The sequence below is a fragment of the Actinoplanes sp. NPDC051411 genome (genome assembly GCF_040682075.1).
Classification (GTDB): domain Bacteria; phylum Actinomycetota; class Actinomycetes; order Mycobacteriales; family Micromonosporaceae; genus Actinoplanes.
Genome location: NZ_JBFBAD010000122.1, coordinates 1 through 22,650, shown reverse-complemented (window position 1 = coordinate 22,650; position 22,650 = coordinate 1). Strand labels below are relative to the sequence as shown.

General features: G+C 70.6%; 20 protein-coding genes and 2 pseudogenes. 12 read left to right on the top strand and 10 right to left on the bottom strand.

Translation table 11 applies throughout. The features are described from left to right. Positions 1 to 78 precede the first annotated feature (78 nt). The 3 genes from AB0M88_RS42310 to AB0M88_RS42300 are packed head-to-tail and all read left to right on the top strand — an operon-like array spanning position 79 to position 3,990. Positions 79 to 2,343, top strand: coding sequence for an EAL domain-containing protein (locus AB0M88_RS42310; RefSeq protein WP_364111920.1), 2,265 nt, complete (start codon positions 79 to 81; stop codon positions 2,341 to 2,343). Positions 2,344 to 2,387: 44 nt separating this feature from the next. Next, positions 2,388 to 3,335 (top strand): RNA polymerase subunit sigma-70, encoded by a 948-nt coding sequence (locus tag AB0M88_RS42305; RefSeq protein WP_364111918.1) that lies wholly within the window; start codon positions 2,388 to 2,390, stop codon positions 3,333 to 3,335. After that, entirely contained in the window at positions 3,325 to 3,990 is a 666-nt protein-coding gene (locus tag AB0M88_RS42300) for an SDR family oxidoreductase (RefSeq protein ID WP_364111916.1), read from the top strand. The genes AB0M88_RS42305 and AB0M88_RS42300 overlap by 11 nt, the downstream gene beginning before the upstream one ends. Before the next feature lie 48 nt (positions 3,991 to 4,038). Here the strand turns inward: AB0M88_RS42300 and AB0M88_RS42295 are convergent, their stop codons facing one another. Next, positions 4,039 to 4,488, bottom strand: a complete 450-nt coding sequence (locus AB0M88_RS42295) for a pyridoxamine 5'-phosphate oxidase family protein (RefSeq protein WP_364111914.1) — start codon at positions 4,486 to 4,488, stop codon at positions 4,039 to 4,041. Between the two features lie 46 nt (positions 4,489 to 4,534). Between AB0M88_RS42295 and AB0M88_RS42290 the strand changes: the two genes are divergently transcribed. Both AB0M88_RS42290 and AB0M88_RS42285 read left to right on the top strand, forming a co-directional pair. Beyond that, positions 4,535 to 5,776, top strand: coding sequence for an MFS transporter (locus AB0M88_RS42290; RefSeq protein ID WP_364111912.1), 1,242 nt, complete (start codon positions 4,535 to 4,537; stop codon positions 5,774 to 5,776). Positions 5,777 to 6,525: 749 nt separating this feature from the next. Then, positions 6,526 to 6,738, top strand: a pseudogene (locus AB0M88_RS42285) (integrase core domain-containing protein); the annotation flags it as partial. On the opposite strand, the gene AB0M88_RS42280 reads toward AB0M88_RS42285, so the two are convergent. Continuing rightward, positions 6,735 to 7,502 (bottom strand): CPBP family intramembrane glutamic endopeptidase, encoded by a 768-nt coding sequence (locus AB0M88_RS42280; RefSeq protein WP_364111910.1) that lies wholly within the window; start codon positions 7,500 to 7,502, stop codon positions 6,735 to 6,737. The pseudogene AB0M88_RS42285 and the gene AB0M88_RS42280 overlap by 4 nt on opposite strands. Before the next feature lie 144 nt (positions 7,503 to 7,646). On the opposite strand from AB0M88_RS42280, the gene AB0M88_RS42275 reads away from it, so the two are divergent. After that, a complete protein-coding gene (locus AB0M88_RS42275; protein WP_364111908.1) occupies positions 7,647 to 8,753 on the top strand; it encodes a globin domain-containing protein in 1,107 nt (368 codons plus the stop codon). Positions 8,754 to 8,759: 6 nt separating this feature from the next. Here the strand turns inward: AB0M88_RS42275 and AB0M88_RS42270 are convergent, their stop codons facing one another. Beyond that, positions 8,760 to 10,286 (bottom strand): peptide deformylase, encoded by a 1,527-nt coding sequence (locus AB0M88_RS42270; protein WP_364111942.1) that lies wholly within the window; start codon positions 10,284 to 10,286, stop codon positions 8,760 to 8,762. Between the two features lie 315 nt (positions 10,287 to 10,601). Here AB0M88_RS42270 and AB0M88_RS42265 point away from each other — a divergent pair, with 315 nt between their 5' ends. Continuing rightward, a complete protein-coding gene (locus AB0M88_RS42265) occupies positions 10,602 to 11,318 on the top strand; it encodes an IucA/IucC family C-terminal-domain containing protein (protein WP_364111940.1) in 717 nt (238 codons plus the stop codon). Positions 11,319 to 11,648: 330 nt separating this feature from the next. Here AB0M88_RS42265 and AB0M88_RS42260 read toward each other — a convergent pair whose 3' ends face one another. Next, positions 11,649 to 11,993 carry a hypothetical protein gene (locus AB0M88_RS42260; protein WP_364111906.1) on the bottom strand — a complete coding sequence of 115 codons (345 nt, stop codon included), beginning with the start codon at positions 11,991 to 11,993 and terminating at the stop codon, positions 11,649 to 11,651. 84 nt (positions 11,994 to 12,077) lie between these two features. On the opposite strand from AB0M88_RS42260, the gene AB0M88_RS42255 reads away from it, so the two are divergent. Beyond that, a complete protein-coding gene (locus AB0M88_RS42255; protein WP_364111904.1) occupies positions 12,078 to 12,758 on the top strand; it encodes an SDR family oxidoreductase in 681 nt (226 codons plus the stop codon). Positions 12,759 to 13,075: 317 nt separating this feature from the next. Here AB0M88_RS42255 and AB0M88_RS42250 read toward each other — a convergent pair whose 3' ends face one another. Then, complete coding sequence (locus AB0M88_RS42250; protein ID WP_364111902.1) at positions 13,076 to 13,732, bottom strand: helix-turn-helix domain-containing protein; 657 nt, start codon at positions 13,730 to 13,732, stop codon at positions 13,076 to 13,078. 62 nt (positions 13,733 to 13,794) lie between these two features. Between AB0M88_RS42250 and AB0M88_RS42245 the strand changes: the two genes are divergently transcribed. After that, positions 13,795 to 14,262 carry a VOC family protein gene (locus AB0M88_RS42245; RefSeq protein WP_364111900.1) on the top strand — a complete coding sequence of 156 codons (468 nt, stop codon included), beginning with the start codon at positions 13,795 to 13,797 and terminating at the stop codon, positions 14,260 to 14,262. Between the two features lie 51 nt (positions 14,263 to 14,313). Here AB0M88_RS42245 and lon read toward each other — a convergent pair whose 3' ends face one another. Then, the gene (gene lon, locus AB0M88_RS42240; RefSeq protein ID WP_364111938.1) at positions 14,314 to 16,566 is read right to left on the bottom strand and encodes an endopeptidase La; all 2,253 of its coding nucleotides are present in this window, start codon (positions 16,564 to 16,566) and stop codon (positions 14,314 to 14,316) included. Positions 16,567 to 16,873: 307 nt separating this feature from the next. Continuing rightward, a complete protein-coding gene (locus AB0M88_RS42235; RefSeq protein WP_364111898.1) occupies positions 16,874 to 18,133 on the bottom strand; it encodes an AI-2E family transporter in 1,260 nt (419 codons plus the stop codon). Between the two features lie 296 nt (positions 18,134 to 18,429). Between AB0M88_RS42235 and AB0M88_RS42230 the strand changes: the two genes are divergently transcribed. Next, positions 18,430 to 18,624: a hypothetical protein gene (locus AB0M88_RS42230; RefSeq protein ID WP_364111896.1), complete on the top strand. Its 195-nt coding sequence runs from the start codon at positions 18,430 to 18,432 to the stop codon at positions 18,622 to 18,624. 95 nt (positions 18,625 to 18,719) lie between these two features. Here the strand turns inward: AB0M88_RS42230 and AB0M88_RS42225 are convergent, their stop codons facing one another. From AB0M88_RS42225 to AB0M88_RS42215, 3 genes and pseudogenes are all read right to left on the bottom strand, one after another. Then, the gene (locus AB0M88_RS42225; RefSeq protein WP_364111894.1) at positions 18,720 to 19,037 is read right to left on the bottom strand and encodes a MerR family transcriptional regulator; all 318 of its coding nucleotides are present in this window, start codon (positions 19,035 to 19,037) and stop codon (positions 18,720 to 18,722) included. A 629-nt stretch (positions 19,038 to 19,666) separates the two neighbouring features. Then, on the bottom strand, positions 19,667 to 20,161 hold the full coding sequence (locus tag AB0M88_RS42220; protein ID WP_364111936.1) for a hypothetical protein: 495 nt from the start codon (positions 20,159 to 20,161) through the stop codon (positions 19,667 to 19,669). A gap of 188 nt (positions 20,162 to 20,349) precedes the next feature. Continuing rightward, a pseudogene (locus tag AB0M88_RS42215) lies at positions 20,350 to 20,715 on the bottom strand (GAF domain-containing protein); the annotation flags it as partial. A gap of 213 nt (positions 20,716 to 20,928) precedes the next feature. On the opposite strand from AB0M88_RS42215, the gene AB0M88_RS42210 reads away from it, so the two are divergent. Both AB0M88_RS42210 and AB0M88_RS42205 read left to right on the top strand, forming a co-directional pair. Next, on the top strand, positions 20,929 to 22,152 hold the full coding sequence (locus AB0M88_RS42210) for a PP2C family protein-serine/threonine phosphatase (protein ID WP_364111892.1): 1,224 nt from the start codon (positions 20,929 to 20,931) through the stop codon (positions 22,150 to 22,152). Continuing rightward, entirely contained in the window at positions 22,152 to 22,496 is a 345-nt protein-coding gene (locus AB0M88_RS42205) for an STAS domain-containing protein (protein WP_364111890.1), read from the top strand. The genes AB0M88_RS42210 and AB0M88_RS42205 overlap by 1 nt, the downstream gene beginning before the upstream one ends. Positions 22,497 to 22,650 lie beyond the last annotated feature (154 nt).

Sequence of the window (22,650 nt, the reverse complement as noted above, 5' to 3'; positions counted from 1 at the left end):
GATGTACACCGATGCGGCACGCTTATAAGGTGCCCCGATGGGGCTTAAGTCACCAGGCCGACAGCCGATCACACAGCAGTGATACGTCAGCAGCGGCAGGTGATCGTCCTGGTCGCGTTGTGCCTGGCGACCTGCGTGCCGATCTTCGCGCTCGCCCACACCCCCGCCGCGACATACACGCAGCTGGGCAGCAGCGCGCTGGGCTGCGTGGCGGCGGTGTTCTGCGGCATCGCGGCGCGACGGGCCGGCGGCACCCAGCGCGGCGGCTGGGCACTGCTCGCCGGCGGCTGTCTGAGCTGGGGCCTGGGCAACTTCTACTGGTCGTGGAACGAGTTGGTCGTCCACGCCGAGGTGCTGTTCCCCTCGTTCGCCGACTACGGCTACCTGCTGTTCCCGGTTCTCGGCGCGGCCGGGCTCTGGCTGATCTCGGGCTGGAACTCGGTCGGCTCCCGGCTGACCGTGCTGCTCGACGGCATGATCGTCGGTTGCGCGCTGTTCGTGGTCGGCTGGGCCGTCACCGTGCGCTCGGTGTGGGAGGCCGGCGCCGACACGCCGCTCGCCTTCGTCGTGTCGCTGGCCTACCCGGTCAGCGACATCATGCTGGCCACGATGGCGGTGCTGCTGGCCGCCCGCACCCGCAAGGGCAGCCGCGGCATCGGCTTCCTGCTGATCCTCGGCCTGGCCGGCATGACCACCTCCGACACCTGGTTCGCCCTCGCCACCTCGGCCGGCACCTATTACACCGGGCAGCCCTCGGACGGCGGCTGGTTCGTGGCGTTCGCCGCGTGCGGGGCGGCCGGCTGGGCGGCCATGCGCAAGCCGATGGTGTTCGACGAGACCGGCGTGATGAGCCGTTGGCAGATCATGCTGCCGTACGTGCCGTTCAGCCTGGCCATCCTCGTGATCTCCGGGCAGACCCTGGTCGGGGCGCGGGTGGACGCCCCCGAGGTGGTCCCGATGCTGGCCGGCGTGATCCTGATCCTGCTGCGGCAGCTCACCACGCTCCTGCACAACTCGACGCTCGCCCGCCGCCTGCAGCATCAGGCCTACCACGACCCGCTCACCGGGCTGGGCAACCGCGCGCTGTTCACCGACCGCCTCGAGGACGCGCTCGACCTGCGCACGCCGACCGCGGTCGTCTACCTCGACCTCGACGACTTCAAGATGATCAACGACTCGCTGGGGCACGACGCCGGTGACATCGTGCTGCGGACGGTCGCCGAGCGGCTCCAGGCCTCGTTCCCGGGCGCCGGCGACACCATCGCCCGGCTCGGCGGCGACGAGTTCGCCGTACTCACCTCGCCGGACGCCGGTCTGCCGGCGGTCGCCGAACGGCTGCTGGCCGGCCTGCGCGAACCGCTGCACATCGGTGCCCGCACGGTGCAGATCAGCGCCAGCGTCGGCATCGCGCTCTCCGACGACGGCCCGATGCGCTCGGAAGACCTGCGCAAGAACGTCGACCTGGCCATGTACGCGGCCAAGGCCCAGGGCAAAAACACGTACGCCCTGTTCGAGCCCTCGATGCGGCAGGGTTTCGACCGCGAGATGATGTGGCGCGCCGACCTGGCCCAGGCGCTGGCCGACGAGACGCTGTACGTCGCTTTCCAGCCGATCGTCGGGCTGGGCGATCACCGGGTGGTCGGCGTGGAAGCGCTGGCCCGCTGGACCCATCCGAGGCTCGGGCCGGTCCCGCCGGACGTGTTCATCCCGGTCGCCGAGCGGGCCGCGCTCGTCGGCGACCTGGGCATGCTGGTGCTGCGGCAGGCCTGCGCGCAGTTCGTGGCCTGGCCGGGCTCGACCGAGGCCTACCTGTCGGTCAACGTCTCGCCGCTGCAGATGCTCGACCCCGACTTCACGGCCCGGGTGACCGCGACGCTGGCCGGGGCCGGACTGCGGTCCCAGCAGCTGGTGCTCGAGGTGACCGAGAACGCGCTGGCCGACGAGTCCGAGGTGATCGGCACGCTGCGGCAGTTGCGGGCCACCGGCGTACGGGTCGCGATCGACGACTTCGGCACCGGCTACGCCTCGCTGCGCTACCTGCACCGCTTCCCGGCCGACATCGTCAAGATCGACCGCACGTACGTGCAGGACATCGCCCGCGACCCGGCGGCCGCCCGGATCGTCGGCACGCTGTGGCAGCTGTTCGGCGCGATCGGGCTGACCGCGGTGGCTGAGGGCATCGAGGACGAGGCCCAGGCCGAGATGCTGATCGAGCTGGGCTGCCCGGTCGGGCAGGGCTTCCTGTTCGGCCGCCCGGGCGAGCTCAGCGCGATCGAGATGCAGCCGGTCATGCAGACCCGGCCGTACGCGACTTCGTCGAGACTGACCCGCGTCGTCGAATGAGCCGGTGAGTTTCGCCGCCGCCGCGGATCCATAGCGGGTAGGAGGTGTCTGTGGACGGATTCGCGGAGGTCGCCGGGCCGCTCCGGCGGGAAATCCTGACGCACTGCTACCGGATGGTCGGCTCGGCGGCCGACGCCGAGGACGCGGTGCAGGAGACGTTTCTGCGGGCGTGGCGGGGCTTCGACCGGTTCGAGGGCCGGTCGTCGATGCGGACCTGGCTGCACCAGATCGCGACCAACGTGTGCCTGCGATTCCTGGAGCAGCGCGAGAAGCGGGCGTTGCCGTCCGGCCTGGGATCGGCGTCCGCCGACTGGCTCAGCCGGGCCCGGCCGGCGCCGGCCGAAACCCGCTGGGTGAGCCCCCTGCCGGTCGACCCGGCCGAAGCGGTCGGGATGCGGCAGAAGACCCGGCTGGCGTTCGTCGCCGCACTCCAGCATCTGCCGCCCCGGCAGCGGGCCGCGCTGATCCTGCGCGACGTCGCCGAACTGCCGGCCGACGAGGTCGCGGCGATCCTCGGCACGTCCACGATCGCGGTCAACAGCGCCCTTCTGCGGGCCCGCGAACGCATCTCCCGGGAAGCTCCCGATCCCGATGAGATGCGCGAATCGGGTCCCGAGGTGGCCCGCTACGCCGACGCCTTCGAACGGGCCGACATTTCGGCGCTCGCCGCGATCCTGCGCGACGACGTCACCCTCGAGATGCCGCCGCACGCCACCTGGTTCGCCGGCCGCGAGGCGGTGCTCGGCTTCCTCGGGACGCACGTGCTCACCGAGAAACACCGGTTCGCCGTGCGGTCGGTGACGCCGACCGCCAACGGCCAGCCGACCCTCGCCCTCTACGCCCACGGCGAGGCCCACGCGCTGCAGGTTCTCGACCTCGACCGCGGCGGCGTCCGGCGGATCCACATCTTCCTGATGCCGGAAATGCTGCCGATGTTCGGCCAGCCGGTGAATCTGCCGCCCGGGCCGGATCTCCCTGGGCATGACAGCTAAATCCGTAGTAGTGGTCGGCGGAAGCCGTGGCCTGGGACTCGGCGTCGCGAACGCCGCCCGCGACGCCGGGGCGCGGGTGACCTCGATCTCCCGGGCCGAGGGCGACGCCACCGACGAGGCCTTCGCCGACAAGGTCCTGGCCTCGGAACATCCCGACCTGCTGGTCATCACGGCCGGAGCGGTCCCGGCGATGGGGCCGCTCACGTCGCAGACCTGGGAATCCTTCTCCACCAACTGGAACGCCGACGTCCGGATCGCCTTCGTCTGGCTGCGGGCGGCCCTCCGGCTGCCGCTCGCGCCGGACGCCCGCGTGGTGGTCTTCGGTAGCGGCGCCGAACTTCGCGGCTCACCGCTGAGCGGCGGCTACGCGGGTGCCAAGGCCGCGGTCCGGCTCATCACCGGCTACGCCGGCGGCCTCGGCCTTCAGACAACCACGGTGCTTCCGCTGATCACACCGGGCACGGCGGTCGGGGAGACCGCCATCGAGGCGTACGGCGTGAGCGCCGGAGTGGGTCCTGAGGAGTTCCGGGCCGGCCTGACCTCCTACGCCTCCCCGGAGTTCGCCGGCCAGACGATCGTCGCGTTGGCCGACGCCCCGTCGCTCTCGCCGGTCTATCTGCTCGACGCCTCGGGCCTCCACCCGCTCGACCGTTGAAGGCTCGACCGGCACTCGCCGTTCAGCGGGCCCGTCGGCACTTGCTGGTCAGAGCGCGACCGGCACTCGGCGGTCGTGGCCGTCGAGCACGAAACTGTCGGCCATGCGGGCCCGATAGAGCCGGTGCTGAGCCGGCGCCGTCAGGTCGGCGGCCCGCCAGGCGCCGAGGCCGCGGGCCGTCGTCCGTCCCGAGTAGACCGCGACCGCCGCCTCGCCGGCCTCGATCTCCTCGGCGACACCCTCCAGGTAAACCGCCTGGACGTCTCCCGGCGGCTCCGACGAGTCGAAGATGACCGCGCTGACCGCCGGCCGGGCGCCGATGTTCAGCGAGTGCCGGGCCCCGGGCCGCGAAGCCCAGAAGAAGGTCGCGTAACCGTCGTGCGCGTACCAGACCGGACAGGCCCACGGCCGGCCGTCGGCGTCGGCCGTGGCCAGCGTCAGGTAGTGGTTCGCGTCGACGATGCCCCGCGCCACCCCGGAAATCCGCTCATCACTCATAGAACGTTGTTACCTCTCCGCGCCGTGCTGCGCGAGAGTGGTGGTCATGATCCTCGAAGACCGGTCGGCCCTGCATCACCGCACGATCAGCGTCGTCATGGCGTCGCAGGTGTTCAGCGGGGCCGGGCTGGCCGCCGGGGTGACCGTGGGGGCGCTGCTGGCCGAGGACATGCTCGGCACCAGCAGCCTCTCCGGCCTGCCGTCGGCCCTGTTCACGGCCGGGTCGGCCGGGGCCGCGCTCGGCGTCGGACGGCTGTCGCAACGCCTCGGCCGCCGGGCCGGCCTGACCGCCGGCTACGCGGCCGGCGCGCTCGGCGGCGCCGGCGTAGTGGTGGCCGCGGCGATCGACAACGTCGTGCTGCTGCTGTTCTTCCTGCTCGTCTACGGCGCCGGCACGGCCACCAACCTGCAGGCCCGCTACGCCGGCGCCGATCTGGTCGAGCCGGGCCGCCGGGGTCGCGCGGTCAGCTCGGTCCTCGTCGCCACGACGATCGGCGCGGTCATCGGCCCCAACCTGGTCTCGGTCACCGGCCGCATCGCCGCCCGCTGGCACATTCCGCCGGTGGCCGGGCCGTTCGCGCTCGCCGCCGTGGCGTACGCCGTAGCCGGCACGATCCTCTTCCTGCTGCTACGCCCCGACCCGCTGCTGGTCTCCCGAACCCTGAACGCGTCGACACCGGCCGCCGCGGGCGAGTCGGCCGGCCCTCCGGCCCGGGCCGGGGTGACCGCGGGCGCCGCGACGATGATCCTCACCCAGCTGGTGATGGTCGCGGTCATGACGATGACGCCCGTACAGATGAAGGCCCACGGTCACGACCTGGCCGCGACCGGCCTGGTCATCGCCGTGCACATCGCCGCCATGTACCTGCCGTCCCCGCTCACCGGCCTCCTGGTCGACCGGGTCGGCCGGATCCCGGTCGCGGTCGCCTCCGGCATCACCCTGCTGGCCGCCGGGGTCGTCTCGGCCACCGCCCCCGACGACTCCGTCCCGCTGCTCACCGTGGCGCTCGCCCTGCTCGGGCTGGGCTGGAACCTGGGCCTGGTCGCCGGCACCGCCATGATCACCGACGCCGCCCCACCCGAAACCCGCGCCAAGACCCAGGGCGCGGTCGACCTCTGCGTAGCCCTGGCCGGCGCCGGCGGCGGCATCACCAGCGGCCTGATCATGGCCGCGACCAGCTATTCGGCCTTGTCCATAGGCGGCGGCGTCCTCGCTCTGGCCGTGATCCCGTTCGTCATCGCCAACGCCCGGCGGCCCCTGGCCGACCCACACCTTGGGGCGAACTGACGGCGCCCACACACGACGTTCGCCAAGGAGACGCGGAGTCGTGCCGGTCCCCGAAACGCAGGAGCCGCACGGGCGGCTGCCGCCCGTGCCGTCGTCAGGTTCGAATCCTGTGGCCCGCCGGTCTTCGACCAGCAGCCTTCGCCCTCTGATCAGCAGACTTCCCGGTGCGCCGGGCAACCGCCGGCCTGGGGCGAGTAGCCATCTGCTTACTGTGACCGACTGCCGCCGCAGCCAGGTTTCGGGCCGTCCCTCATGCCGCTGAGGATGTGGCAGACGTCCGGCGGGCCGCCGATGCCGCAGCACCCGCGCCCGATGCCGTCCTACGGCCAGTCGTCCTTCGCCTCCCCAGCACCGGCGGTCACGCACATGTCGCCCGGAGCGGCCACTAAACAACCGCGACGACGACCCACGCCCAGCGCCGACCACGCCGCGCCGCGGCCGTCCCGGCCGACCGGTGCACCGACCCCTCCGACGCCTGGCAGGAGCGTCGGTCTGAGCCGGCCCGCTCCTACGCCGGCTGCGGCTACCCGCTGCTCGGGCTGGGCATGTCGGGCTTCTGGCCAGTGTGATTCTCAAGGGCCTCATGTTCTGACGCGCAACAGGGTCCGGGGCCGCGCCGCCGAATACTTCGCGCGACTGAGCATCCCCGCCATCGAACGCGTCATGACCGACAACGCCCTGGCCTACCGCAGAGGCCACGCCTGGCGCGACGCCCTGACCGAACTCGGCGCTCAAGCCCGCTTCACCCGCCGCTCCGACCCCAAGCCAACGGCAAAGCCGAACGCTTCAACCACACCATGGCCGACGAATGGATCTACTCCCGGCCCTTCACCAACGGCCAGGACCGCACCAACGCCCTACCCGGCTGGCTCCACCAATACAACTACCATCGAACCCACACCGCGCTCGGAGACCAGCCACCCATCAGCCGCGTCGACAACGGTCCTGGTCCCCACAGCTAGAGCCAGGTCAGCCACTGGTGGGGCACCAGCGTGTAGCCGACGAAGGCGGCCGTATCCAGGATCGTGTGCGCGACGATCAGCGGCATCACGCGCTTGGTCTTCATGAAGAACAGGGCGAAGATGACGCCCATGATGGCGTTGCCGACGAAGGCGCCGAAGCCCTGGTACAGGTGGTACGAACCGCGCAGCACCGCCGAGCACGCGACGATCACCGCCGGCGACCGGCCGAGGCCCCGCAGGCGTGTGATCAGGTAGCCGACGACGATGACCTCTTCCAGCACCGCGTTCTCGATTGCGGAGAGGATGAGGACCGGGATCGCCCACCAGACCGACTGCAGGGCCGCGGGCACGATGTCGGCGCTGATGCCGAGGAGGCGGGCGACGTACACCAGAAGTAGCCCGGGAATTCCGATGCCGGCGGCGAGCAAGGTGCCCCAGCCCAGGTCGAAGCCGGGTCGTCCGGCGGTGAGGCCGAGTCGGCGGCGCGGCTCGAGCCGGTCGCGGGCGAGCAGATAGAGCGCCAACGCCACCGGAACCAGCGAGAAGAAGATGCCGAGCAGCTGGTAGGTGAGGTCGAGGTAGGGCCTCGGCGACTGCGACTGGTTGAGGACCGCGGCCTGCTGGGCGAGGGGCTTGCCGGCGGTGAGCTTGGCGATCAGCGAGACGACGGCGTAGACCGCGGACTGCCCGAGCGAGAGCAGCAGCACGATGACGATCTCGATGGAGACCTCGCGGCGGCTGCCGACTTCGCGATCAAGAGTCACGCGCCAACCTTAGAGACTGTCCCTCGATAGAGATCCCACCGCTAAGGCTAAACGGACCTATCCGGACAAGGGGAGCGGGCGGAATGAGACCGGTCGCACCGGTCGTGCGTCGTCATTCCGAGCTGGGTGCCCACGCTGCAAGGCATGGGTGACCTCGGACGACTGCTCAAGGAGAGCTGGATCCTGGTCGAGGAGCATCAGGAAAAGGTGGCCGGCTACTTCTACGCCCGGATGTTCCTGTCCCGCCCCGACCTGCGCGATCTCTTCCCGGTCCAGATGGACGTACAGCGGGCGCGATTGCTGAACGCGATCGTCACCGCGGTGCAGACCCTGGAGGATCCCGAGAAGTTCGGCGACTACCTGCGGGGGCTAGGTCGTGATCATCGAAAGTTTCACGTGGAACCAGAACACTACGAGGTGGTGGGCAGCTCCTTGATCGAGGCGATGCGGGCATACGCGGGTGAGCAGTGGGGTGTCGAGTACGACCAGGCGTGGGCCGACGCGTACGCGGTGATCGCCTCGAAGATGATGGCCGGCGCCGATGCCGACACCAACCCGCCCTACTGGTACGCCGAAGTGCTGGCCCACGAGCGACGCGCGAACGACATCGCCGTCTTCAGCGTCCTGCCCATGCAGCCGCTGGAGTTCCGCGCCGGGCAGTACCTCAGCATCGAGTGCCCGCGCTTCCAGCCGAGGCTCTGGCGCACCTATTCGGTGGCCAACGCGCCCCGCAAGGACAACACGCTGGAATTCCACGTGCGGGCGGTCGGCGCGGGCTGGGTGTCGAGTTCGCTGGTCCGCCGGCTGGAGGTCGGTGACATGGTTCGTCTGGCCGCACCGATGGGCTCGATGACGCTGTACCGCCGCTCGACCCGGGACGCGGTCTTCATCGCCGGCGGCACCGGGCTCGCCCCGATCAAGTCGTTGCTCGAGGAGCTGACCCGCTACAACCGGACCCGCTGGGTGCACGTCTTCTTCGGCGCCCGCAACCGCGAGGACCTGTACGACCTGGCCGAGCTCAACCGCCTGGCCGCGCGCTATCCGTGGCTGTCGGTGGTGACCTCGTGCAGCGACGACCCCGGATTCGCCGGCGAGCAGGGCAACATCTCCGACGTGGTCGCGCGCTACGGCCCGTGGAACGAGCACGACTTCTTCGTCTCCGGGTCGGGCACGATGGTCAAGGCGACGCTGAAGACGCTGGCCGAGCTCCAGGTGCCGTCGATCCGCATCAAGTACGACGCCTTCAACTGAGAAGGATCAGTAGGCCCAGGGCCGCCCGGTGTGGTGGTAGTTGGCCACCGGCACCAGGTTGGACTCGGCGTGCATCCGGTCGACGTAGAGCCGGCCCTCCAGGTGGTCGATCTCGTGCGCCACGAGCCGCGCCACCGCCTGCTCGAACGACGTGATCAACCGGGTGCCGTCGTAGCGGGCGTGCTCGACCTCGATCCGCAACGGCCGCTGCACCAGGCCGCGATAGTCGAAGAAGGACAGACAGCCCTCGTACTGCTCGTCCCGCTCGCGGGACTCGTCGACGATCCGCGGGTTGAGCAGCACGATCGGCTCCACGTCGAGCTCGGGCGGCCGCACCACCGCGGCCGCCGCCGACCGGCCGATCTGCGGCGCGGACAGGCCGACACCCTTGCTGAAATCGTGCAGTTCCTCGAGCCGGCCCAATGACGAGAGCAGGGCCTCCACGGTTTCGCGAGCTTCACCTTCTTCCCGCGGCAGCTGGAAGTGGCGGGCCCGCTGGCGGAGCAGGTCGGAGCCGCGCTGCACGATCCCGATGCCGCGCATCTGGTGCGACTTGCGGGGGTGGGCGCCGTTCGGGGCGTACTCGTCGTAGCGGGGTGCCCCGAGGCCCCGGAAGCGCCACTCCAGGCGGTAGCGCGCGTTCAGCGTCGGCTGGTCGGTCGACCATTCGAAGACGGCCCGGTCGTCCTCGTTGTGCCGTTCCAGCGGCGAACGTACCGGCGCCTCGGCGGCCAGCGACGTCTCCACTCCCCACACCTGCGGGTCGAAGTCGATCGGGAAGTCGAGGCGTACGGTCAGACGGCGCGTAGGCAGACGCACGGCCCGCTGGAACCACTGGCCCCACTTCTGTTCGCCGACCGTGTACGCGTATTGGATCGTCGTGCGGTCACCCGGATAGAGCGGGAACTGCCCGCGCTCGTTGGCGAAGAGCAGCCAGATCTCCTTGGACGCGTCGCGATCGAGCTTGACCCGCCAGTGCATGCGCTCGATCGCGTCGCCCTCGCCGGCGTGTGCCTCGAGGTCGAGTTCCTCGAAGGTCAGCGGGTGCTCCCGGTGGTGCTGGTTGGAGCCGGCCGGGTCGTGCGGGTAGCGGTCCACTGTGATCTTCATGAGGTAGCGGCTGACCGGTTCGGCACCGGCGTTGTAGAGCGCCCGCGTGACCCGGCAGCGGTAGGCCCCCTCGGTGTAGACCAGCTCGGCGATCTCGTGCTCGACGATCAGCCCGGTGCCCGGCGGCAGCCACTGGACCGGCACGGGCGGTTCGCGGTGCAGCGCGACTCCGCGGGCGTGGCGCAGTTCGTCGTACTCCTGGAAGCGCTGCCAGATCAGCCCGCCCGCCCCGAGGACCGCCTCGGCCCGGCGGGCGAAGTCCTCGGTCGGCTTGTGGCGGCGCCCTTCGACGTGACTGACGTACGACGGGTCGAATCCCATGCGCGCGGCGAGTTGTTTCTTGCTCATCCCGCGCTCGACCCGCCAGTGGGCCAGCGCCGTCACAAACTGGTCCGCGGCTCGTTCGACGGGCGAGGTGGTCATCATCGATGTCCCCTTCGCGACGAGAACCTCAGTCTCGCCGCCGCCCGTTGTCCGCAAGGAGCTAGTAGCGCGTTACTGACAGATGCCTTGACTTTGTTAGGTAGCCCTCCGACGGGGGTATTCGACCGGGGACCGTATTGGTTAGGCTAGCCTTAACGTTGTACGGTGGGTCGCCTCAGTGGCCGACTCTTCTGACAAAAGGCGAGGTGAAGCGGTGGCAAGGAAGCCGCATGACGGTGGCGCTCGGTGACCGCCGCCCTCCACCGCGCGACGCCGCTCCTGCCGCTCGCCCCGGTCACCGACACGCTGCGCGTGATGTTCGGCACCAGCACGGAGATCCCCGGCCTCGCTCCTGACCTGACGGTGACCGACCCGTCCGCCTGGGTGACGACCGAGGGCCTCACCGGCGGCCACCTCGACCTCCTGCTCGAGTCGGCCGGCCACCGCTGGAACGCCCAGCCCCACGCGGCTGCCGCGCTGGCGTGGAAGGCCTACACCTACTGGCTCGCCCTCCCGGCCGTCCTCGGCTGGGCCAGCGCCCGCCGGGTCCCGCTGCTCACCCCGCAGCACGTCCTCATGCACTTCCGCGACCCGCGCCCGCTGATCACCCTCGGCCTGCACCCCGACATCCCGGTCGCGGTCCTGCCCACCGACCCGATCGCGCTGAGCGGCCTCCCGCAGATCCGCGTCGTCGAAGACGAGCAGGCCCTGCTGGCCGAATTCCGCCGCTCCCTGCTCGACGAGCACCTGACGCCGATGCTCAACGCCCTCCACGACCGGGTCCGGCTCGGCCGGCGTATCCTCCTCGGCTCGCTGGCCTCCGGCGTCGCCTACGGCATCCTCCGCTCGGCCGAGGCCGTCCCCGGCTCCTCCGCCGACCAGGTCCACCGACTTTTGACCACCCTCGGCGTCGACGACCTCATCGACCTGGTCCCGGACCGCGCCGGCCGCCTCGACGTCCACCGCAAGACCTGCTGCCTGGCCTTCACCCTGCCCCAGCCCAAGGTCTGCCGGGGCTGCTGCATCAAATAGCCGGCTGCATCAAACTGCCGGGCGGCTCGCCGCCGGCTTTCCAGAAAATACGGGACGACCCGGGTCCCGCCTCCAACGCCGCGCGCCGTCGCCGCCCACCCTCCGCGCGCCGCCGCCGGGCGGGCCCGCCGGGTCACCCCACGGACAGCGGCAGATGGCACGAAATCCAAAGCGGCTCGGCCTGCGGCGGGTGAAGTGTTCCCGATGAGCCCTGCGCGGCCCCGTGGTCCGGGCGAGGCTGGATCGCCGCGGCACACCCGCACCTCGGGTTCGTCGCGGTGCTGGAGCCTGAGCCCGGTCAGGTCGAGCGGCGCGCCGGACCGGGCCAGCTCAGCGTTTGGCCTTGCGCAGCGCCCGCGGCGGCACCAGGCTCGGGGGCCGCACCCCGCCCGGCAGCAGCAGTGGAACCCGGACGTCGATGCGCGTCGGCCGTCGCTGCCGGGGTTCCTCGACGTTGACCAGCACGTGCGGATATCGGGGCTGAGCGGCCGGCGGTGATTCGGGCCGTTCGCGTCCGAGGGCGTCGATCAACTTCCCGGTCTCGTCCGCGGTGAGGCCGGCGATCAGGCCGCCCAGCGCGGCGATCACCAGAAGCAGCGACAACAGCAGTGCCACCGGGACTACCGGCCCATACATCGCCACCAGCGACCGTACGGCCACCCGCCGCGGAATCACCGCCGCTCGCCGACGCTGATCTCTCCCCCGCCGAAGGCGGTCGACGATCCGGCTGCCGGGCGGCCGGCTGGTAGCGTCCGACGGGTGGATCTTGACCTTGGTGGACACGTGGTGCTGGTCGTCGGCGGCACCGGTTTGATCGGCCGGGCGGTCGTCGCGCGGCTTCGCGACGAGGGCGCCACGGCGATCGCCGCCTCCCGGCACGCCGAGGACGGCATCACCGTCGACGCGCGGGACCCCGACTCGGTGACGGCGGCGGTGGACACCGTGCTGCGGCAGTACGGCCGGCTCGACGCGCTCGTGGTCGCGGCGGCGCCCAGCGCCCGCACCCTCGACGCGTCCCGCCACGCCGACCCCGAGCAGGTCCTCAGCGCGATCGACACGAAAGCGATGTCGTTCCTGCGGCTGGCCAACGCCGCCCTGCCGATCATGACCGGCGCCGGCTACGGCCGGATCGTCGGCGTGAGCGGCCAGAACGCCCTGCTCACCGGCAACGTGACCGGCTCGGCGCGGAACGCGGCCCTGATCATCGTCGCGAAGAACCTCGCCGACACGGTCGCCGGCTCCGGCGTCACCGTCAACACGGTCAGCCCTGGAATCGTGTCCGACACCCCGGCCGCCGAGGTCGAGATGGGCCGGCCCGGAGACTCGAGCCCCGACCAGATCGCCGACCTGGTCGCCTTCCTGGTCTCACCCCGCGCCGGCGCGATCTCCGGCGAGTCGATCGCGATCGGACATCGGGTGCGCGGCGTGACATCCATGTGACAGCCTGACAAACGTTACGCACAGCGACGAATGGTTCGCCCGCGCCGGGACAAGACATACGCATGTCCGCCGATGTCTCTCATGGGGGCGAGGCGGCATGCTTCTTTCTGCGGGCAAGCGCCGGTTCGGCCGGCCCGCCGTAACGGGCCAGCCGGTGCCGACCAGGACGTTGGGGGCGATGTCCTGGCCGCCAGCGATTGACGACGCCCGTACGGAAGTCCAGGCGGCACCGGGAGTGAGTCGACCTCCCGGTGCCACCTCGGACCTGCCGGGCCCGGTCACCGGTTACCGACCGCCACCAAGGCCTGATGTGCGACCTAGGGACCGGCGAGGAGTTGCTGCGTGACGGCGCCGGTCAGCCAGCTGCGGTATTGCTCGGTGGTCCAGCCGCAGTGCCGTCGCAGGAGCTGGTGGGTGTGCGGCGAGGCCAGGGCGTAAAGAATGTCGGCCGCGGTGCGAGCGGTCAGCTCGGGGCGTAGCGCGCCGGTGTCGTGCAGCGTCTGGGTGAGGGCGCCCCAGAGTTGCCGCGTGGCGTGGGCGCCGGAGTCGGCCGCGGCGCGCATGTCGGTGTCGGCGTCGGCGGCCTGCACGGTGACCATGATCAGGTCGCCCGCCCGTTCGAACAGGCCCACTGTGTAGTCGATCGTCGCCGCGATCGCCGCGTGCGGGTCGGCCTGGTGGAAGGCGTCCTGAACTTCGGGCCGGTCGGCGACCGCGACGGGCTGCTCGTCGCCGGTGGTGGCCACGTCGAGGGCGTGCCGGAAGAGGTCGGCCTTGCCGGGGAACGCGGCGTAGACGGTGCGTTCGCCGACGCCGGCGGCGCGGGCGATGTCGCGGATGGTCGTGGCGACGTACCCCCGCTGGACGAAGAGCTCGTGGGCCGCCCGGCGGATGCGGCTGCGGGTGTCGGCGGCGGCCTGAGCGCGCCCGGGAGCGTGATAGCGCCGGTCGGGTCGCTTGACGGGGGGTGTCATCGGGAGCATCCTACCCACATATTCGCAGCAGTGATGCTGCATCGAATTGGAGGCGGGACGACATGGCGATACGCGAGCTGGCGGGAATCCATCACGTCAAGATCCCGGTGACCGACCTGGCGCGGTCGTTGCGGTGGTACCGGCAGGTGTTCGGGCTGCGTCCAACGGTGGAGTTCCGAGACGCGGACGGGGTGGTCCGTGGCCTGGCCGGCGAGGTCCCCGGGCTCGGCCCCGCCGCCCTGACGTTGCGCGTCAACCCGGTGGCGGCCGAGGGCAGCCGCGGGTTCGACCCGGTCAGCTTCGCCGTGGCGACCCGCGACGACCTGGCGGTCTGGGCCGAGCATCTGGACAGCCTGGAGGTGAAGCACTCGCCGTTGATCGAGGCGTCCATCGGCTGGCTGCTGGTGTTCGACGATCCCGACGGGCTGACCCTGCACCTCTATACCTGGGCCGAGCACGGCATCGACCAGTCGCACCGGCCCGGCTACGGCACGACGATCGCCGAACCCGACCACTGGCAACCGAACTGAAAAGCCCGATCTCCGCCGGACCGGCGGAGATCGGGCGGTAATTCAGGAGATTCAGGCGGCCGGGACCGAGCTGACCGAGACCGGCTCCAGGGCCGTGCTCAGGATTTCGCGCACGTCGGAGACGATGTGGACGGTCAGCGCCTTCAGGACGTCGGCCGGCACCTCGTCGAGATCGGGCTCGTTGCGCTTCGGCAGGAAGATCTCGGTGAGGCCGGCCCGCTGGGCGGCGAGCAGCTTCTGCTTCACCCCGCCGATCGGCAGGACCCGGCCGGTCAGCGAGACCTCGCCGGTCATCCCGACCTCGGCCCGCACGTTGCGGCCGAGCAGCAGCGAGACCAGCGCGGTCGTCATCGTGACGCCGGCCGACGGGCCGTCCTTGGGCACCGCACCCGCCGGCACGTGCAGGTGGATCGGGTGGTCCAGCTGTTCCGGCGAGATGCCCAGCTCGTCGGCGTGCGCCCGCACGTAGGAGAGCGCGATCTGGGCCGACTCCTTCATCACGTCGCCGAGCTGGCCGGTGACCGACAGGCCACCCTTGTCGCCGGGCAGCAGCGACGCCTCGATGTAGAGGACGTCGCCGCCCATCCCGGTCACGGCCAGGCCGGTCGCCACACCGGGGACGACCGTACGTTCGGCCGACTCGGGCTCGAACCGGGGCCGTCCGATCAGGTCCTTGAGGTCGCCGACCCCGACCGTGGTCGGCAGGTCGCCCAGGGCGGCCTTGCGGAACGCCTTGGCGAGCAGTCGCTCGAGCGAGCGCACGCCGGCCTCGCGGGTGTAGTTGGCCGCGATCTCGCGGAGCGCGTCCTCGGTGACCGTCACCTCGTCCTCGGACAGCGCGGCACGTGAAAGTTGCCGCGGCACCAGGAAGTCGCGGGCGATCGCGACCTTGTCGTTCTCGGTGTAGCCGTCGATCGAGATGAGCTCCATCCGGTCGAACAGCGCCTGCGGAATGGTGTCGAGCACGTTCGCGGTCGCGATGAACAGCACGTCCGACAGGTCGAGGTCGAGATCGAGGTAGTGGTCGCGGAACGTGTGGTTCTGCGCCGGGTCGAGCACCTCGAGCAGCGCCGCCGCCGGGTCACCCCGGTAGTCGCTGCCGACCTTGTCGACCTCGTCAAGCAGGACGACCGGGTTCATCGAACCGGCCTCCTTGATGGCCCGGACGATCCGCCCGGGAAGTGCACCGACATACGTACGCCGATGGCCGCGGATCTCGGCCTCATCCCGTACGCCGCCGAGCGCGACCCGGACGAATTTGCGGCCGAGGGTGCGCGCGACCGACTCGCCCAGTGAGGTCTTGCCGACCCCGGGCGGACCGGCGAGCAGGATCACCGCGCCGGATCCGCGGCCGCCGACGGTCGTCAGGCCGCGGGACTCGCGGCGCGCGCGGACGCCGAGGTATTCGACGATGCGCTCCTTGACCTCGTTCAGGCCGTGGTGGTCGGCGTCGAGAACCTCCCGGGCCGCCTTCAGGTCGGTGTTGTCGGTCGTGCGGACGCTCCAGGGCAGGTCGAGCACGGTGTCGAGCCAGGTCCGGAGCCAGCCTGCCTCAGGGTTCTGGTCGCCGGCCTTCTCGAGCTTGTCGACCTCGCGCAGGGCGGCCTCGCGGACCGCGTCGGGCAGATCGGCCGACTCGACCCGGGTGCGGTAGTCGTCGGTGCCGTCCGCGTCGCCCTCGCCGAGCTCCTTGCGGATCGCCTTGAGCTGCTCGCGCAGCAGGTATTCGCGGTTGCGCTTCTCGACCGACTCGCGGACGTCAGTCTCGATCTTGTCGCTGACCTCGGACTCGGCCAGGAAGTCCCGCGTCCACTCGATGAGCAGCCGCAGCCGGGCCTCGACGTCGGGGGTCTCCAGCAGCTCCCGCTTGCGGTCGTTGGAGAGGTACGACGCCCAGCCCGCGGTGTCGGCCAGGTCACTCGGGTCGTCGATGGCGCTGACCGAGTCGATGACCTGCCACGCCTCGCGGCGCTGCAGCACGGAGACGACCAGCTGCTTGTATTCGGCGGCCAGCTCGGTCACGTGCTCGCCGGACGGGGTGGTCGTGACTGTTTCGGCCTCGACCCACAGCGCGGCGCCGGGCCCGGTCACGCCGCTGCCGATGCGGGCGCGCACGCTCGTACGCAGGACGGCGGCGGCCGAACCGCCGCGGAATTTGCCGACCCGCTCGACGCTCGCGACGACGCCGTAGGCGGCGTAGCGGCTCTCCAGCCGCGGAGCGACCAGAAGTTCGGAGTCGGCCGAGGTGCGGGCCGCGTCGACGGCGGCCTGGGCCGCCTCATCCAGCTCGATCGGGACGACCATGCCCGGGAGCAGGACGATGTCGTCGAGGAACAACACGGGGAGTCGTTTGCTCGCCACCAGGGCACCTCCGGAAAGTTGAGTACGTGCGACTCAACCGCGAAGCGAGCGACCCTCTTCCGGCGTTCACTGCCAGCGAAAAACAGGCCCGGGCCGATTGCTCGTAGAGTGAGGCAGCGATTGCTCCGGCCAGGGCGTGACGGGTACCTGGTTCGCGGTCGGCCCCGACGGCTCGAAGGCCACCGGCGGCTCGAACTCCTAGCGTTCCGTTCGTCCGGCGGCCGGCGACTTCATCCGGCCGCCGCCGCGTTCAGGCGCGGTCCAGTCGCGGGAACACCGTTTCCATCAGCAGGATTCGTGCCGCGGCGGCGACCGGGATGGCGATGAGGGCTCCGATGATCCCCAGAACCGCGCCGCCGAACAGCACCGCCACCACCGTGACCGTCGCCGGGACCTCGACCGCCTTGCCGATGATCTTCGGGACGATCAGGTAGTCCTCGAGAAGCCGGAACACCAGATAGAACACCGCGGTCGCGATGGCGATCGGAATCGACACGCTGAGCGCGACCAGCGACACGATGATGCCGCCGATGGTCGACCCGACGATCGGGATGAGGTCGAGCAGGGCCACCATCAGGGCCAGAAGCAACGGGTACGGCACCCCGAAGATCAGCAGCCACAGGAACGTGCTCGCCCCGGCCAGGAACGAGGTCGCCAGGTTTCCGAGGACGAACGCGCCCACCTTGGCGAACATCTCGTCGCCGATCAGGATGGCCCGGGGCCGGCGGCTGTTGGGCATCAGCCGGTAGATCAGTTGCCGGATCCGGGGCAGGTCGGCCAGGAAATAGATGGTCAACACCAGTACGGTGGCGACCGCCGCCGTCGCGCTCAGCACCATCTGGCCCGCGCCGAGCAGGCCACCGAAGATGTTCTGGCCGTTACCCGAGAGCAGCGTCTCGATGCGCTGCTGGGCGTGGAACTGGGCGTTCAGCCGGCCGAGCAGCGAGCTGCGGTCCTGCAGTTCGTTCAGATATTGCGGCAGCCGGTGGACGAGCTGGGCGCTCTGGGACACCAGCGGAGGGACGGCCGCGGCGATGAAGCCGCCCACGACGCCGAGCACCAGGACGATGACGGTGACGACGGCGGCGGCGCGGGGAATCCACCGGGCGAACCATCGGACGGCCGGCTCCAGCCCGATGGCCAGAAACAGGGCCACGCCGACCAGCAGCAGGACCTCGCGCGAGGCGGCCAGCAACTTGATCAACCCGTACGTCACGGCGACGCCGGCCGCGCCGAGCAGGCCCACCACGAAAGGCGAACGCCGGTTGATCGGCCGGCCCGGCCGGCCGAGCGGCGCCTCGGGGGAGCGGGCAGCCTCGGCGGCGTCCTCGGCGGCGGCCAGCAGCTCCTCGCCCGCCCCGGCGTCGGTCACCTTCCCGGCGAGAGCCCGGGAATCCTGCTCGGCGGTGGATCGTGAGTTCTGTTCGGCCGCCGATCGGGACGCATGATCGTCGGCAGGCCGGGACGCGTGGTCGTCGGCGTCCGGTCGGGTCGGCAGGTCGTGGCCCATGGGAGTCCGTCCAATTTTCCGGCGCTCCGACGGCGGGACGCCAACTGGATCCGGCGTACCCCGTACCGCGCGCGGCCAACCGTTCAGTCCGTCGGCAACGCGTCAGCCGGCGGGGCAGTATCCTGGTGGCGGAACACCGAATTTGTGGAGCCGGGCGATTTGTAGGGCCTGGCCAAACCCGCCACAGGTGTTCCCTCACGGCTCTGCCGGAAATCCAGTCACGTCGAGACGGTCACCGCGCCGTAGCGGACTTCGCGTGGCTCAGCAGCAATCCCAAGAGGAAGACGACTCGTCTCATGAAGGAATGGACCGAGAACGACAGCGAAGCCATGTTTCGCCAGTCGTCCGATACATCGATCGACGCTAATGAGCCGGTCGCCGTTGACAACAGCGAGGAAGCACGACGGCGGAGGCGTTTTCCGTTCGAAGCGAACCCGGTTGATGCCGGAGGCCAGCGGCACACCATGCTGAGCGACGACGACCGCGGATAGTCCTGCGGTCGGTCGTTCTTCGCGTTCCACCGAGACGCCGGTCGGCCGGGCCGCGGCACTGGCGGCGCGGCCCGGGGTCGACGTGTCATCGCCGGTCAGGCGTCGTTTTTCTGCCGGCGCTTGTGGTCCTCGTTCTGCCGGAGGGCCTCTTCGAGCTGATCCTCGAGAATGATGATCCGGCAGGCGGCTTCCAGGGCGGTGCCGTGCTCGACCATCTCGCGGGCCCGCGCGGCAAGGCGCAACTGGTAGCGGGAGTAGCGGCGGTGTCCGCCGGCCGATCGGAACGGGGTGATCAGTTTCGCGTCGTCGAGCCGGCGCAGGAAGTCCTGCGAGGCGCCGGTGATCTCCGCGGCGCGGCCCATCGTGTAGGCGGGGTAGTCGTCGTCGCCGAACATGTCGTCGGGTTGGGCCATATACATCTCTCCATGACGAGGGCCCCGGCGCAGAAGCGCCGGGGCCCAGGGCTATGAGTTGGACACCATCTACCGACAGGTTCGTCGGGTTGTCGTATCCGCACCGGCCGCCGTCGGCGGCGTGGGGTGCGAGGATCGCATAAGCGTGACCGAAGACCACCTCTCGTTCGATGGAAACTGCGGTGACCGCCCAGGATTGGAACTGCGTCCTGGTAACGGGCGATCCAACGGTGTTCAGCCCTCCCTTTCCTCTGCTTCCAACATCTGTCGTGCTGTCTTGCGGCCTGCCGGTGTCGAAGCCCCACGCAACTTCATGGCCCCGAACACGTGCGACAGGCTGCCTGCCGCGTAGGCAGGTGCCCCGACCTGGAACTACGTCAGGGTCTTCACTTCCACGTGCCTTGCCACATGCCCTACTTCGGCATGCCTTACTTCGTGCTGCCTTCCTTCGTGCCGAGCGAGCCCACCACATGAGTCCGGGCCCTGCTTGACGCTCGGTCACCCTGTCGGCGTCTTTCCACGATCTCGTTTGTCAACACCAGGAACATTAACCGGTCGCCGCGAGAATGTCTAGTACGTCAGCCATAGATTTTCTCGGAGAAGCTCCGAGCTTCCGAGACGCATCGAAGTCAGCGGCTGACGTAGGCGGCCAGCCCGCCGAGTTCCTCGCTGGCGATGAACACCGACCGCACGCTGATGATCGCTTCCTCGACGTGGGCCGGGCAGCCCCACGCCGCGTCGCCCCACGAATCGGCGATCTTGATCTCGGCCGCCTCGGTGCAGCCGGCCGCGCCGCCGAGCTGACAGCGCTCGGGATGCGGCGAAGCGGCCTGCGCGGCCGCGGCCGTACGCATCTGGGCGGCGAGTTCCGCGGCGGCCGCGGCGCGCTGCTCGGCCTGCGCGCGCAGCTCCCGCTCGACCTGCACCGCCTCGGCCAGGGCCGCCCGGGCCGACTCGGCGCGTGCTTCGGCGGCCGCCTTCTCCTGTTCGATGTGGTGGCGTTCGATGGCCAGGGCCGCGGTGCCGGCGAAGACCCGGGCGAGGGCGAGATCGGTTTCCTGCGGGACGCGCGGGGTGCGGTGATACATGGCGAAGGTGCCCAGCAGGCCGCCGTCGCGGGCCAGGATCGGAGTGGACCAGCAGGCGGCCAGCCCGGCCTGGCCGGCCAGCTCCCGGAAGTCGTCCCAGAACGGGCCTGACGAGCGATCTGCTCCAGCAGGGCCCGGTGTTCGGCCATCAGCCGCTGGGCCTGCTTGACCTGGGTGGTCTCCACGCCGAGCAGGCGGATGCCGGTCACCTCGCCGCCGGCGTCCCGGCGCGGCTCGCAGGTGAAGTCGAAGAACGCCTCCCGTGCGTGCGGGCCGGTGCCCAGCTCGACCCGGACGTCCCGGCCGGTGTACGGCGCACCCGTGCGATAGACCTGGTCCAGCAGAGAGACGAAGTCCTGACCCGCCAGCTCGGGCATCAGGTCCACGAGGGCGACGCCGGTGCGAGCCCGTTCCTCGCCGGCGATCGCGAAGAACGCCGTGTTCGCCGTCTCCACCCGGTGGGCCGGCCCCGCGAGCGACGCGAAGACGGCGGTGGACTGCCCGAACAACGCCCGCAGATCCTCCTGCGCGCCGAGTCCGGCGTCGGCCGGATCCGCGGCAGTCGACCGCCGGCCTGATGCCGCCGTCATGATCGGTCCGCCTCTCGTCCGCCGATAAGCTGGTTCATCACCGACCGGCCGGCCGTCATGAGCCTCCAGGGCGTGCTGCGGCTACCCGCCGCCCGGCCGGTCAAACAGATCGGCGCCCCCGGCATCGTCGTACGCCGGCGCCGAGGACACCGTACGGGCCTCGCGTCCTGCTCCTGGCCAGCTGATTCGTGGTCCCGGGTCTAAGGTGGCGCCATGGATCCAGCGATCGATGCGCGATGGTTCGAGGTCGTCCGCCAGATCCTCGCCGGGGCCCATCTGTGGCAGCCCGACGATCTGGCGCCGGCGGTCGACGCGGCGATCTCGCCGCTGGGCCTGCACACCCGGGTCTGGCTGGTCGACTACGAGCAGGTGGCGTTGCACCCGCTGCCTCAACCCGGCGAGGCGATGCCGGATCCGATTCCGGTGAGCGGCTCGCTGGCCGGCCGGGTGTTCGGCCGGGTGCGGTCGGCCGAGGCCGACGACGGCGACGAGCACCGCTGGTGGGTGCCGATCGTCGACGGCACCGACCGTCTGGGGGTGCTGGAGTTCGTCGGGGTGCCTACCCCCGATCCCGAGTTCTCGCGCCGATGCGAGCTGGTGGCCGGACTGGTCGGGCACCTGCTGGCCACGATCACCGACCGCGGCGAGCTGCTCGAGCGCAGCCGCCGGACGCGGCCGATGTCGACCGCCGCCGAGTTGCTCTGGCAGTTGCTGCCGCCGTTGACCGCGAGCGCCGAGCGCGCGGTGGTCACCGCGGTCCTGCAGCCGTGCTACGAGGTCGGCGGGGACGGCTTCGACTACGGGTTCGACGGATCCACCCTGCATCTGGCCGTTCTCGACGCCGCGGGCCGCGGTCTCGAGGCCGGGATCACGTGCGCGGTCGCGCTGTCCGCCGTCCGGGCCGCCCGGCGAAGCGGTCAGGACCTCTGCGACCAGGCGCGTGCGGCCGACGCGGCACTGACCGGGCAGTTCTCGGACAGTCGCTTCGCGACCGCGGTGCTGGCCGAGCTCAACCTGGACACCGGCCGCGTGCGATACCTCAACGCCGGCCATCCGGCGCCGCTGGTCCTGCGCGGCGGCCGGGTGGCGCGCGAGCTCTCCGGCGGCCGCCGCATGCCGCTGGGCCTCGACGACCCGAAGGTCGAGGTGGGCGAGGAGCTGCTGGAACCGGAGGACCGTCTGCTGCTGCACACCGACGGCGTCACGGAGGCGCGTACGCCCAAGGGCGACCGGTTCGGCGTGACCCGCCTCGTCGACCTGGCCGAGCAGCACGCCGCGGCCGGCCTGCCGGCGCCCGAGACGTTGCGCCGGCTCGCCCATGCCGTGCTGGAGCACCAGGGTGGGCCACCCTCCGACGACGCCACATTGATGCTCGTAGAGTGGTCGGCCGCGGCCGCATTGAACACCGTGCCCCAGGTCGCCCAGGAGGAGAACTGATGACGGACGACCTGCTGCAGGTAAGTACCGAGAAGGTGGGTGACTCGGCCACCGTGCTGACCGTCCGCGGCGAACTCGACCGCGACAGCATGCACATCCTGGGCGCGGCGGCCGACGCGGCCCTCGACGCCGGCGCGACCCGCCTCGTCCTGGCCCTGGGCGGCCTCAGCTTCTGCGACTCCAGCGGCCTCCGCCTCTTCGTCGAAATGCACAAGCGGGCCGCCGACCGGGGCGCGGCACTGCATTTGGCCGAACTGCGACCGACCGTGGCGACGATCATCCAGGTCGTCAACCTGGACCGCATGCTCGCGCTGCACTCCACGGTCCAGGACGCCATCGGCTGAGCGTCTCAGGACGGGAGGCCGCCGCCGCGGTGGCGTTCGGTTTCGAGTCGGACGCGGTCGGTGGCGTTGGTGATGGCGTGGATCTGGTTGGCGAGGTGGGGGTGGTGGCTGAGGTGTCGGTGGGTGTCGGCCAGTAGTGCGGGTAGTCGGGTGG

Bases quoted from the DNA above. Each gene is read 5' to 3' on its own strand.
- AB0M88_RS42250 (WP_364111902.1), bottom strand. From the start codon at position 13,732: ATGACACCCCCCGTCAAGCGACCCGACCGGCGCTATCACGCTCCCGGG.
- AB0M88_RS42230 (WP_364111896.1), top strand. From the start codon at position 18,430: ATGAAGGAATGGACCGAGAACGACAGCGAAGCCATGTTTCGCCAGTCG.
- AB0M88_RS42275 (WP_364111908.1), top strand. From the start codon at position 7,647: ATGGGTGACCTCGGACGACTGCTCAAGGAGAGCTGGATCCTGGTCGAG.
- AB0M88_RS42205 (WP_364111890.1), top strand. From the start codon at position 22,152: ATGACGGACGACCTGCTGCAGGTAAGTACCGAGAAGGTGGGTGACTCG.
- AB0M88_RS42300 (WP_364111916.1), top strand. From the start codon at position 3,325: ATGACAGCTAAATCCGTAGTAGTGGTCGGCGGAAGCCGTGGCCTGGGA.
- AB0M88_RS42290 (WP_364111912.1), top strand. From the start codon at position 4,535: ATGATCCTCGAAGACCGGTCGGCCCTGCATCACCGCACGATCAGCGTC.
- AB0M88_RS42265 (WP_364111940.1), top strand. From the start codon at position 10,602: ATGTTCGGCACCAGCACGGAGATCCCCGGCCTCGCTCCTGACCTGACG.
- AB0M88_RS42235 (WP_364111898.1), bottom strand. From the start codon at position 18,133: ATGGGCCACGACCTGCCGACCCGACCGGACGCCGACGACCACGCGTCC.
- AB0M88_RS42295 (WP_364111914.1), bottom strand. From the start codon at position 4,488: ATGAGTGATGAGCGGATTTCCGGGGTGGCGCGGGGCATCGTCGACGCG.
- AB0M88_RS42270 (WP_364111942.1), bottom strand. From the start codon at position 10,286: ATGACCACCTCGCCCGTCGAACGAGCCGCGGACCAGTTTGTGACGGCG.
- AB0M88_RS42210 (WP_364111892.1), top strand. From the start codon at position 20,929: ATGGATCCAGCGATCGATGCGCGATGGTTCGAGGTCGTCCGCCAGATC.
- AB0M88_RS42225 (WP_364111894.1), bottom strand. From the start codon at position 19,037: ATGGCCCAACCCGACGACATGTTCGGCGACGACGACTACCCCGCCTAC.
- AB0M88_RS42245 (WP_364111900.1), top strand. From the start codon at position 13,795: ATGGCGATACGCGAGCTGGCGGGAATCCATCACGTCAAGATCCCGGTG.
- lon (WP_364111938.1), bottom strand. From the start codon at position 16,566: ATGGTCGTCCCGATCGAGCTGGATGAGGCGGCCCAGGCCGCCGTCGAC.